The 11876-nt window shown below is 68.6% G+C and carries 8 protein-coding genes; all 8 read right to left on the bottom strand.

Annotated elements, in window-relative coordinates:
- Positions 1-140: 140 nt before the first annotated feature.
- The gene (locus EO139_RS04155; protein WP_126969424.1) at positions 141-2618 is read right to left on the bottom strand and encodes a GH92 family glycosyl hydrolase; all 2478 of its coding nucleotides are present in this window, start codon (positions 2616-2618) and stop codon (positions 141-143) included.
- A gap of 634 nt (positions 2619-3252) precedes the next feature.
- Positions 3253-3645 (bottom strand): DUF2628 domain-containing protein, encoded by a 393-nt coding sequence (locus EO139_RS04150; RefSeq protein WP_016902101.1) that lies wholly within the window; start codon positions 3643-3645, stop codon positions 3253-3255.
- A gap of 136 nt (positions 3646-3781) precedes the next feature.
- Positions 3782-5533 carry a diguanylate cyclase gene (locus EO139_RS04145; protein WP_126969422.1) on the bottom strand — a complete coding sequence of 584 codons (1752 nt, stop codon included), beginning with the start codon at positions 5531-5533 and terminating at the stop codon, positions 3782-3784.
- 156 nt (positions 5534-5689) lie between these two features.
- Positions 5690-6868, bottom strand: coding sequence for a sugar diacid recognition domain-containing protein (locus EO139_RS04140; RefSeq protein WP_126969419.1), 1179 nt, complete (start codon positions 6866-6868; stop codon positions 5690-5692).
- Positions 6869-7198: 330 nt separating this feature from the next.
- On the bottom strand, positions 7199-8368 hold the full coding sequence (locus EO139_RS04135; protein WP_126969417.1) for a glycerate kinase: 1170 nt from the start codon (positions 8366-8368) through the stop codon (positions 7199-7201).
- 25 nt (positions 8369-8393) lie between these two features.
- A complete protein-coding gene (locus EO139_RS04130) occupies positions 8394-9704 on the bottom strand; it encodes an MFS transporter (RefSeq protein WP_164739722.1) in 1311 nt (436 codons plus the stop codon).
- Between the two features lie 261 nt (positions 9705-9965).
- On the bottom strand, positions 9966-11219 hold the full coding sequence (locus EO139_RS04125) for a dipeptidase (RefSeq protein ID WP_126943774.1): 1254 nt from the start codon (positions 11217-11219) through the stop codon (positions 9966-9968).
- Positions 11220-11335: 116 nt separating this feature from the next.
- Positions 11336-11812, bottom strand: coding sequence for a hypothetical protein (locus EO139_RS04120; protein WP_126943771.1), 477 nt, complete (start codon positions 11810-11812; stop codon positions 11336-11338).
- Between the last annotated feature and the right edge of the window lie 64 nt (positions 11813-11876).

The following is an 11876-nucleotide window of genomic DNA, read 5'->3' as shown; positions in this document are numbered from 1 at the left end:
AGGGGCGCCTCGGACACCCGGCAGGTGCCAGCGATGACGAACGCGTCGCCACGCGCCTTCAAGAATGGATCAGCACATGCGAGCTGTGCCCTTGCTTTCAGGCTGCGCGCCGGCCCGCGCTCGCGGTACCGGCGCTTGAATCACGGTGCCGCCGCAGGCGTGGCGCAGAACGAGGCAGGCAATGCCTCTGGTTGCGTGCCCCAGCCCTGGGTCGGCGCCTGCTTGCTTAGTGCAAACGACAGCGTGCCGCCCTGCTGCAGCTGGGCCCAGTCCAGGAACACCTGCCGCTGCGGTTGCCCATTGAAACGCACGCTGTCCACGTATTGCAGCGCGCGGCCGTCGGCGCCGGGGGTGTCGATACGCAGGCGCTTGCCGTTGCCCAGCGCCAGCGTGACCCGCTTGAAGCGCGGGGCATGCAGCAGGAACTGCCCGCTGCCCGGCACCGCCGGATACAGGCCCAGGGCACTGAACAGGTACCAGGCCGACATCGTGCCGAGGTCGTCGTTGCCGGTGACGCCATTGGGCGCGTTGGTGAACAGCTGCTGGGCGGCGCGCACCACGGTGGCGGTCTTCCACGGCTGGCCGATCAACGTGTACATCCACGGGGCGTGCAGGTCCGGTTCGTTGTTGGGGTTGTAGCGGTACTGGTTGTAGTAGCTGTACGGGCCGACCACCCAGTGCGTGCGCGCGGCGTTGAGCGGGTCCTTGAGCAGGTCGTCGTAGGCAAAGAACGCATCCAGGCGTTTGCCGGCCTGCTCGCTGCCATGCATGGCCTGCAGCATGCCGGGGATGTCCTGCTGCACCAGCCACTGGTATTGCCAGGCGGTGCCTTCGTGGAAGCCATGCTGCGAGCGTGGGCTGTAGTGATCGTCCGAGGGGGCATACCAGCTGCCGTCTTCCAGCCGCGGGCGCGGAAAGCCGCTGAAGCCGGTGTCGGCATCGCGCACGCCGGCGTCCCAGACGTTGTGCCAGTTGCCGCCGCGTCTGCGTAGCAGCGCGCTGTCGTCGGGGTGGCCGAGCGCCTGCGCCATCTGCGCCAGCGCGCAGTCGGCCAGCGCGTATTCCAGCGTGGCCGAGCCGCCGTGGTGCGGGTCCACGTCCATGCCCTTGGAGGGGAAGGCACGGTCGTATTGCACGTAGCCGTTGGCCAGGTAGCTGGCGTTGCCCGAGCGCCCGGCGTGGCGCGAATTGATGGGCGGCTGGCCGAAGGCGTTCTGGCGCAGCGCGGCGTAGGCCTCGGTTTCACTGCCCTGCAGCGCGCCGAAGCGCCACAGGTCGACCATGAAGGGCGTCACCGGGTCGCCGGTCATGATGTTGGTGTCGTAATTGGCGTACCCCCAGCGCGGCAGCCAGCCGCCTTGCTGGTGGATGGCCAACAGCGAGCGACCGATGTCGCGCGCGCGCGCCGGCTGCAGCAAGGCCAGCAGCTGGTTCTGCGAGCGATAGGTGTCCCACAGCGAGAAGTACTCGTAGTAGGTCCAGCCCTCGGCATGGTGGATCGCATCGTCAAAGCCGCGATAGCGGCCATCGGCATCGCTTCCGGTCAGCGGCTGCAGCAGCGCGTGATACAGCGCGGTGTAGGCCACCGTGCGATCGTCGGCGCTGGCGCCGGCCAGCTGCATGCCGGCCAGTTCCCTGCGCCAGGCCTGTTGCGCGCGCTGGCGCATCTGCTCCAGGCCCAGCAGCTTGCCGCCCTGCATGCCGTCGGCGCGCAGGTTGTTGCGCGCGCCTTCGGCATCCACATGCGAGATGGCGCTGACCACGGTCACTGCGCGCGCGGTCTTGTTCTTGCCCAGCGGGAAGCTGAGCCAGGCGCCGTTGGGCTTGAGTTCGCCGCCCATGCCGTGGCGCGCGCCGGGCACGCCGCCGTCTTCGCCCCAGACACCGTGCGCGGTAAACGGGCGGTCGAATTCCAGCCGGAACCAGGTGGTGTATTCGTGGCCGCCGCAGAAGCTCTGCGTGGTGAGTTTGCCTTCGACCACACGGTCGCCGACCACCTGCAGCTGGCTGCCGATCACCACGTGGCGGTCGTTGGCCTGGCCGAGGTTGACCAGCACATGGCCGGTGTCGGCGCCGGGCGCGAAGCTGTAGCGCTCGGCGGCGGCGCGGGTGAGCGCGGTGGCTTCGGCGTCGATGCCGCCGTAGTCGGTCAGCCGCACCTTGTAGTAGCCGGCCTGGCCCACCTCGCCGTCATGGGTGTAGCGGGCGGCATAGCGCTTCTGGTCGAAGGCCTTGGCATCGGCGGTGTCGAAGTCGCCGCCCGGGCCGATGCGGCCGGTGACCGGCAGCACCGAGACCTGCCCGCCCTGCTCCCAGCAGCCGGCCCCGGACAGGAACGAATGGCCGAAGCCGCGGATGCTGGGGTCGTCGTAGCGCCAGCCGGCGTAGTGTGCGCCGATCGGGCTGACCTGGACCAGGCCGAACGGGGCCGAGGCACCGGGGAAGGTGTTGCCGTCGTCCTTGCTGCCGATGAAGGTGTTGACCTGCGCCGGGTCCTGCGCGGCCAGCGGCGCGGACACCGCCATGCCGAGCAGGCACAGGCCGGCGGCGGCGCGGCGCCAGAACGGCGCCGGAGCGCCCTGCGAAACGGAACGATCGGACCAGACTGCGGAGAGCATGCAAGACACCTCGGAGGAGAGGGCGACCGAAGCCGCAGGTGGGGATCCATGCCGATCGCTGCACCACGCAGCGATCGACGCACAACGACCGCGTTCAAACGGCGACCGGCAGCGCGATTTCGCGCACGACCTGGCTTGTTTGGATCGATCTAAATTCGATGCGGTCATGGGCCATGTGTCGGCAAAGATTAAGCATTCTCGACCGCTTGCTGCACACTGCGGCGCAGCAAGTGTGCGGATGCTGGCAGTTTTGCGGGTGTTTTAGACGTTTTGAGGCGATCTGTTGCGCGCTTCAGGTACTGCCATTCTGAAGCGTGTCAGAGGCACTGACGGATGAGTTGGCTCGGGATTGATTCGTCTGCGCTGCGTGCGGTTGGTTGAAGGTGGCGCTCTTGGGCGTGTTGCGCGTCGGGGGCCGAACCCTCACCCCGCCCCCCGCTCCGGCCCGCGCTAGCAGCGCGGGCGCTCCCAGGCACGCGCGCCAGTGGCGCGCAAGCCGTGCCTTATCGCCCCGGGGGGAGAGGGGCTTGGTCCACGGGGCTTGATGGCCCATAAAAAAAGCCCGGTCAGTGACCGGGCCTGGCGACGCTGGCGTGGCGGCGGGAGGGGCCGACGCGCCGGTGACGCAGTTGCTTCAGATCCAGCGCATGCCCTCGAACGGGTTCCAGCTGGTGCTGCCCTTCACCTTGTCCAGGTAGTAGGCGTAGTTGGCGATCATGCCGGTCAACAACGACAGCGGCAGCCACAGCACGTTCTGAAACGCGGCCGGCAGGAACGAGGCCACGATGCTCACCACGACGCTGATGCCGATCAGGCTCAACGCCTTGCGCCACAGGCCGATGATGAAGAAATAGATGACGCCGAAGAAGAAGGCATAGAAGTTCATGCCGACCTTGACCTTCTCGCCAAAGCTCAGGGTCTTCAGTGCGTTCTTGTAACTGGGGTCTTTGGGGCCACCGTGACGGTCGAAGAAATCGAAACGGAACTGCCACTTGGGACTGAGCTGGGTGCGATCGAAGGTATCCATTCCAAACCATGTAGTTGAAAACGATTACATGATAGGCGATCGCGTATTCATCGGCACGTCCTTCGGCACCGGTCGGACGCGGAGGGTCAGCCGCCGATCAGCTTCAGCCGTGGCCGCTTGCAGGCCGCCGCGCGCCTCACTCGCGCTGGTCGCTGGCACCGGTGCCGCGGCGCGCCCGGCGCAGCGCGTACAGCGAACGGTCGGCGCGATCGACCACTGCCGCCAGCGCCTCGCCGTCGTGGCGCAGGGCGGTGCCCAGGGTGAACTGGATCGGGGCGTCGTCGGTGGCGGCCACGTAGTCGCGCGCCAATGCCGCCAGCTGCGACTGGGTGGGTTGATGCAGCAGCACCAGGAACTCGTCGCCGCCCAGGCGGACCAGACGGTCCTGGGTGCGCAACGGCTGGTTGAGGAACCAGGCCATCTGCACCAGCACTTCATCGCCGCGCTGGTGGCCGTGGGTGTCGTTGACCAGCTTGAACTTGTCCAGATCCACCACGATGCAGCCCCAGCGCACGCTGGGGTCGCGCTTGTCCAGTTCGTCCAGGAAACGGCGGTTGTAGCAGTTGGTGAGCGGGTCGGTGAACGACCATTCCAGCAGCTGCTTCTCCTGCTGGTACTGGTTGGTGATGTCCTGGGCGTGCGCCAGCACGACGGTGGCGTCGGCCTCCACGTCCAGCACGTTGCGGTACTGCCAGTGGCGCAGGCTGCCATCGCTGGCGACCAGCTCGATCACGCCGGCGTCCTGGCCGTCGAGCACCATCCGCGACAGATAGCCCTGGAAGGCGGCGTGCAGCTCGGGGCGGATGAATTCCAGCAACGAGCGCCCTTCCATGTCGTCCACGCTGCGGCCCAGCGAGCGCGCCGCGGCCGGATTGATGCTGATCAGCCGGCCATCCATCTCGTGGGTGCAGATCAGGCCCAGGCTGTACTGGAACATGTTGCGGAACTTGCGCTCGCTGGCAGCCAGCGCATCCACCGCGCGATGGCGGTCGGTGACGTCCTGGATCGCGCCGATCAGGCGGATGCGCCCATCCACATGCTCCATCGAACCGGTGCTGTGCACCCACAGCCGCCGCCCGGTGGCGCTGACCAGCGGCAGTTCCAGGTCCCAGGGCGTGCCGTCGCGCACGCAGCTGTCCACCGCCTCGGTGATCACCGCGCGTGCATCCAGCGGATAGAAGCCGATCCCCTCGGCCAGGGTCGGCCGGTAGCCGGGCGGCAGATCGTGCAGCCGGCAGGTCTGGTCCGACCAGGTCAGCACGCCGCTAGCCACATCCACCTCCCAGCCGCCGACACCGGCGACCCGGCCAGTGCGTTCCAGAAACGCTTCGCTCTCACGCAGGCGCTGCTGCAGCTGTGCGTTGGCAGCTTCGCGCTCCAGCATCAGCCGGCGCTGCTCCAGCCCTTCGGCGGCGACCCTGGCCAGCTGCTGCAAGGCGGCCAGTTGCGCCGGCTCCAGCGCGCGCGGGCGCTGGTCGATCACGCACACCGTGCCCATGCGCAGGCCGTCGGACAACACGATCGGCGCGCCGGCGTAATAACGGATCCCCGGCGCATCGGTGACCAGCGTGTTGTCGCAAAAGCGCGGATCGGCCGGCGCATTGCGTACTTCCATCACCGCATCGTCCTCGATGGCGTGGGTGCAGAACGCGAGCTCGCGTGGGGTTTCGCTGGCGCCGGGCAGGCCGATATTGGCCTTCCACCATTGACGATGCTCGTCCACCAACGACACCAGCGCGATCGGCGTGCCGGCAATCGCCTGCGCGGCGGCGGCCAACGCATCGAAGAACGGCTCGGCATCGGTATCGACGATCTGCAACAGCGCCAGACGCGACAGCCGATCGGTTTCGCGGGAAGTGGATGACGCGACGGTGTCGCAGTGGCTCAACGGAATGCTCGCTTGTTCCCCTGACAATCCGCTCAGTCTAGCGGACCGGGCATACCTGCCTGACGCTGGTTTCGTGCGCCGCGACACAGGATGGGGTGTGCGCCGGCGCTGCGGCCTGCCCGGCGGCACCGGCGCGTCGGCGCACTAGGCGGCGCCCTAGGCGGCGGGGTCGGCGCCGCTGGAGGCGCTGGTGTCGTCCATCTGCAGGGCCAGGTACAGGCGCACGCAGTCGTCGGTGTTGCCCAGGTCCACGCCGCAGAGTCCTGCGATGCGCTGCATGCGGTAATCCAGCGTATTGCGGTGGATGGCCAGTGCCTTGGCGGTGGGCGCCATGCGCATGCCGGCGCCGAACCAGACCGACAAGGTCTTCAACAGGTCGCCGCGCCGGTCCTGTGCCAGCAGTGCCTGCAGCGGCTTGCGCAATTCGTCGGCCTGCCAGGCCTGGCGCAGGTCGTCCACCAGCACCGGCAGGCGATGGTCGTCGTAGAAGAACGCGTCGGCCTGCGGCGCGCGCGCCTTGCCGATGCGCATGGTGGTACGCGCGATCTGGTGCGACAGCGCCAGCCCGTTGGACTGCGGGAAGTACTGCCCCAGCGCGAGGCGGATGCGCAGCGGGCTGCTGGCACGCATGCGCTCGAGCAAGGTATGCGCGCGACGGCGTTGTTCGCCCACGTCCCAGTGGCCGCGGCGGTCCAGCGCGGGCTTGAGCACCACCAGTTCGTTGAGCGCGGTGGCGGCGATCAGGTTGCCGCGCTCGGGCGTGGCCAGCAGCGTGTGCAGGCGCTGCAGTTCCACCAGCATGGCGTCCAGGTCGAGGGTGTCGCTTTCCAGTTCGATCACGGCCGCCACGCGCGGCAGGTCCAGCGCGATGCCGAGCCGTTCGGCCCAGCCGGCCAGTGCCGGGGTCGGTCCGTCGGCGCGGATCAGGCCGAGCGTGACTTCCTCGCGCAGGCGCGCATCGCGGGCCAGCAGGCGCAGCAGGCCGGCCTGTTCCAGCATCGCTTCGGCGGCCATGCGCACCAGTTCGGCCTGTTGCCCGATCCGCTGCGGGTCGCCGGTCAGCCCGACGCAGCCGACGATGCGGCCATCGGCGATCAGCGGCAGGTTGACGCCCGGGCGCACCGCGTCCAGCTGCCGGGCCAGCGCCGCATCGATCTCCACCCGGCCCTGCCTGGACAGCACCAGCAGCGCGCCTTCGTGCAGCTGGCCGAGGCGTGCCGGCTCGCCGCTGGCGATGATGACGCCGGTGTGGTCCATCACATTGACGTTGCCGTCGATGATGGTCATCGCGCGGTCGACGATGGACTGCGCCAGGGTGCGGTCGAGCGTGAGCATGGGCTGGGGTCTGTTGACGGGGTGAGGGAGGCTGCGGTGCCATGGTCGGCATGCACGTCGCCAAGCATGACGCCAAGGCGCGCCGATGAGCGCGCGTCGCGGCCATGCTGCGGTTGCGCGGCGTCCGGGCCGTGAACCGGGCACGCCACCGGCACGCTGCGCTCATCCGCCCGCACGGCAGTGCGCGTCCGAGGCTGCAGGCAACGACGTGGTTACCTTGTCCTTTCGGCCGACGCGCCGCGCTGCGTGGGCCATGCCCTCATGCGGCAGCCATGCAACGCACGCCGCTCTGCAGCAGCAGGATCTGTGCGAGGCAGCTGCGTGCGGCCATCACTGCTGGTCAGCGCCTCCCGACGTACGCGCCATCGTCTGCCCCACCTGCAATGTCGCCGCCACGTTGCGTGCGGCGATGCGCACGTTGCTGGCGGCTTCGGCCAGCGCCTGCTCCACCGTGCAGGCGCGGTGCACCACCGCAAACATCGCAGCGATGCCGTGCCCATGCAGCCGCGCGGCGCCGTTGCCCAGGCAACCGGCGATGGCGATCACCGGCTTGCCGTGCCGCTGCGCCAGCCGCGCCACGCCCACCGGGGTCTTGCCGTGCAGGCTCTGGCTGTCGAGACGGCCTTCGCCGGTGATGACCAGATCGGCCTGGGCGACCAGCGCATCCAGCCCCAGCGCCTGCGCCACGATGTCCACGCCGGGCCGCAACTGCGCGCCCAGGTACGCCACCAGCGCCGCGCCCAGGCCGCCGGCCGCACCGCCACCGGGCAGGTCGTGCAGGCGCACGCCCAGGTCGCGTTGCAGCACATCGGCATAGCGCTGCAGGTTGCTGTCGAGCTGGCGCACCATGCTGGGCGTGGCGCCCTTCTGCGGGCCGAACACCGCCGAGGCACCGGTCGGGCCGATCAGTGGGTTGTCCACATCGCAGGCCACTTCGAAGTGGCAGTCCTGCAGGCGAACGTCCAGGCCGTCGGTCTCGATGCGGGCCAGCGCCGCCAGCGCGCCGCCGCCGGGGCCGATCGCCTCGCCGCGCGCATCCAGCAACCGCACGCCCAGGGCCTGCGCCAGGCCGGCGCCGCCGTCGTTGGTGGCACTGCCGCCGATGCCGATGATGAAGCGCCGCGCGCCGGCATCCAGCGCGGCCAGGATCAACTCGCCCACGCCTGCAGTGCTGGTGCGCAGCGGCGCGCGCTCGGCCGGCGGCACCAGCGCCAGGCCGCTGGCGGCGGCCATTTCGATCACTGCGGTGCGGCCGTCGCCGGTCAGGCCGAAGAACGCCTGCACCGGGGTGCCGAGCGGGCCGCTGACCGTGCAGGCGATCACCCGCCCGCCGGTGGCCGCCACCAGGGCGTCGACCGTGCCTTCGCCGCCATCGGCGACCGGCACCTTGCGGTACTGCCAGTCGGGGAACACCTCGCGGAAGCCGGCCTCGATCTGGGTGGCCACCTCCAGCGCGGACAGGCTTTCCTTGTAGGAATCGGGGGCGATGACGATCTTCATGGGCACACTCGCTGGGACGGACGCATCACTGGTTCACCGCGCGTGCCGGCACCCGCAGCACCAGCGCCGCGCCCAGCAGCATGGCCCCGGCCAGCACGTACAGCGCCAGCTCGGTGCTGTGGGTGGCGTCCTTGATCCAGCCCACCAGGTACGGGCTGACGAAGCCGGCAACCTGGCCGGTGGAATTGATCAGCGCCAGCCCGCCGGCCGCCGCGGCGGCGGTGAGAAAGCCGTTGGTCAGCGGCCAGAACAGCGGCAAGCCGCTGACCGCGCCCATCGTGGCCAGGGTCATGCCGAACAGGGCCAGCGCGAGGTTGTCGGTGACGCTGGCGGCGATGCACAGCCCCGCCGCGCCCATCAGCAACGGGATCACCAGGTGCCAGCGGCGCTCGCCGCGGCGGTCGGCCGAGCGGCCCATCAGCACCATGAACACCGCCGCGGCCAGGTACGGGATGGCGCTCATCAGGCCGATCCGGGTCGGGTCGGTGACACCGCTGCCCTGGATGATCGACGGCAGCCAGAAGTTGATCGCATACACCCCGCTCTGGATGCAGAAGTACACCGTGCCCAGCAGCCATACCGCCGGGTTGCGCAGCACCGCGCCCAGCGAGGTGGAGGCGCTGGCCGGCTTGCCTGCTTCGTCGGCGGCCAGCGCGCGGGTCAGTGCCTGCTTCTCCTGCGGGTCCAGCCAGCGCGCCTGCTGCACGCCATCGCTGAGCAGGAACCACACCCCGATGCCCAACAGCACCGTGGGCAGGCCCTGCAGCAGGAACATCCATTGCCAGCCGGCCAGACCGCCCTGCCCGGCCGAGAAATGGCTGAGGATCCAGCCCGACAACGGCCCGCCCAGCACCCCGGAGATCGGAATGGCCGACATGAAGACGGTCATGACCCGGCCATGCTGGGCGCGCGGGAACCAGCGCGTCAGGTACAGCACGATGCCGGGGAAGAAGCCGGCCTCGGCCGCGCCGGTGAGCAGGCGCAGGGTGTAGAAGCCGGCCGGCGTGCGCACGAACATCAGGCAGGTCGACAGCAGGCCCCAGCTGACCATCATGATCGCCACCCAGCGGCGCGCACCGATGCGCTGCAGGATCAGGTTGCTCGGCACCCCGCAGGCCAGGTAGCCGATGAAGAAGATGCCCGCGCCCAATCCATACACGGTCTCGCTCATGCCCAGGTCGCCCAGCATCTGCAGCTTGGCAAAGCCGACATTGACCCGGTCCAGGTAGTTGAACAGGTAGCAGACGAACAGGAACGGGATCAGCCGCCACAGGATCCTGCGGTAGGTCGGGCCCAGGCCGTCGGAGGGCGGCAGAGGCCGGGAGGCTTGGGTCATCGCACGCTCCAGCAGTGGGTAAGCCCACCGGTGCGCAGTGCGTTGGCACCGACGCCACACAGGGGTCGGCGCATTCTAGTTGGTGCTTTTTCCCGGAAGCATCGTCAGCCTGCTGCCAGTCCATGGCAGATCGGCGCTAGTTTTTGTGCAAATGCCCAACTTCCCCAGGAGGCACGCGAGCCATACGCCGGACTCGGAGCGCACGCACGACAGACCGTCTCGCCTTTGCGAATCCCGACTCCCGACTGCCCAATCCCAGCACTACCTCCCCACTCCCGATTCCCCATTCCCCGCCGCATACGCCTGCGCCTGCCCCATCACCCGCAGCAGGTTGCCGCCCCAGATGCCGGCGATCTGCGGCTCGGTGTAGCCCTTGCGCAGCAACCAGGCGGTGATGCGCGGCAGGTCGGAGACGTCTTCCAGGCCGACCACGCCACCGCCGCCGTCCCAGTCCATGCCGATGCCCACGTGCTCGGGTCCGACCACCTTGAGCACATGCTCCAGATGGGCGAAGAAATCCTCCTCGGTGGCGCGCTTGATCGGGTAGCGCGCATCCAGGTCCTTGAGCGCGGCGCTCAGGGCGGTGCCGTCGGCGATCTTGATGTGCTCCCAGCCGCCGTATTGCTCGGTCAGCGCCTTCTCGGCGGCCTTGCGCTCGGGGCTGGCGCCGCTGTCGACCAGGTAGCCGCCATAGGAATTCACCTGGATCACCCCGCCGTGTGCGGCCAGCACCTTCAGCCGCGCGTCGTCGATATTGCGCGGATGGTCGAACACCGCACGCGCGCCGCTGTGCGAGAGCACGATCGGCACCGGCGACAGCGCGATCAATTGGTCGAACACCGCATCGGAGGCATGCGATTGATCGATCACGATGCCCAATGCCTGCGCCTGCTGCACCAGCTGCTTGCCGGCCGGACTCAGGCCCTTCCATTCCGGTCCCTTGGGATCGGTGGCCGAGTCGGCGAATTCGTTGTTGAGAAAATGCACGGTGCTCATCAGGCGCAGGCCTTGCGCGTAATAGAACCGCAGCAGCGTGGGGTCGGCCACCAACGGGCTGGCATTTTCCATGCTGATGTACACCACGCGCTTGCCAGCGGCCTTGATGCGCGCGGCATCGGCCGGCGTGGTGGCGAAGGCGAAGCGCTGCGGTTGCGCGGCCAGCAGCGTGTGGATCTTCAACAACCGCTGCAGGCCGGCATCGCGATCGTCCAGGTGCGCGGCCGCACTGCGATCGCCCTGCCCGGTGTAGACCGCCCAGAAGCCGCCATCCAGCGCGCCTTCGACCATGCGCGGGTAATCCACCTGCGACAGCCGGTTGCCGGCATGCGCCTGCAGGACGTCGAAGTCGGGGCGCTCCAGATTGGCCGGCGTGTCCAGATGCGAATCCAGCGTGACCAGCCGCTGTTGCAGAGCGGTGGCGCGCGCCAGTTCGGCCCTGGAAAACTCCAGCGCGTGGCTGGGTGCGGCCACGGCCAGACTCAGCACGATGGCGGTGCACAGGCGATGCAGGGTCATGGCAGCTCGCAGAAGTTGGGGGTGTATCGATCATAGCCGCGCTGGCCTCAGCCGCTGCACGATCAGGAGGTTCGCCTGCGTGGTCCGGGGCGTCGTCGCCGACCACGCCCCGGCGCTCACTTGCGTTCGAAGAACTCGTGATAGGCCTTGGATTTGCCTTCCGGCGACTTGCCCACCCCATTGCGGATCAGCGTCTTGCCATCTGCAGAGAACGTCCAGAACTCGCCGACGATCACGTCGTCGTCCTTCATCTTGAGGATCTGGTAGGTGTCGGCGCCGGTCTTGCTCACCGCGATCTGGTTGAAGCGCGCCTGCTCGTTGAGCGGGCTGGGTTTGCCGTCCAGCGTGGTGACGTAATCGACCTTGTACGGCGTGTCCGGGCGGGTGGTGTTGATGGAGTGGTACTCGATGCGGTTGTCGGAGAACTGCACGTTGATGGTCAGCCGCATGCCCTTGGGAAATTTGCCGTCGCTCCAGTTGGATTTGGATTCCACCAGGGTCCAGGCGCCGTCGTGCGGATCGGCCGCCGATGCGGCGAACGTGGCAGTCAACGCCGAGACGGCGAACAGGGCGGCGGTCAGAAAGGTGCGCATGGGCGGTGTCCTTGGAGGCTGGGATAGTGGGCGGTGCTGTCGGGTAGCTGCTTGGCGTCGGGCG

It is taken from the genome of Xanthomonas sp. BRIP62411, assembly GCF_003993525.1.
GTDB classification, from domain to species: domain Bacteria; phylum Pseudomonadota; class Gammaproteobacteria; order Xanthomonadales; family Xanthomonadaceae; genus Xanthomonas; species Xanthomonas euroxanthea.
Note: the sequence above shows the minus strand (reverse complement) of the source record. Positions and strands in the feature narration are given on the sequence as shown.

Bases quoted from the DNA above. Each gene is read 5' to 3' on its own strand.
- EO139_RS04150 (WP_016902101.1), bottom strand. From the start codon at position 3,645: ATGGATACCTTCGATCGCACCCAGCTCAGTCCCAAGTGGCAGTTCCGT.
- EO139_RS04135 (WP_126969417.1), bottom strand. From the start codon at position 8,368: ATGAAGATCGTCATCGCCCCCGATTCCTACAAGGAAAGCCTGTCCGCG.
- EO139_RS04125 (WP_126943774.1), bottom strand. From the start codon at position 11,219: ATGACCCTGCATCGCCTGTGCACCGCCATCGTGCTGAGTCTGGCCGTG.
- EO139_RS04140 (WP_126969419.1), bottom strand. From the start codon at position 6,868: ATGCTCACGCTCGACCGCACCCTGGCGCAGTCCATCGTCGACCGCGCG.
- EO139_RS04130 (WP_164739722.1), bottom strand. From the start codon at position 9,704: ATGACCCAAGCCTCCCGGCCTCTGCCGCCCTCCGACGGCCTGGGCCCG.
- EO139_RS04155 (WP_126969424.1), bottom strand. From the start codon at position 2,618: ATGCTCTCCGCAGTCTGGTCCGATCGTTCCGTTTCGCAGGGCGCTCCG.
- EO139_RS04120 (WP_126943771.1), bottom strand. From the start codon at position 11,812: ATGCGCACCTTTCTGACCGCCGCCCTGTTCGCCGTCTCGGCGTTGACT.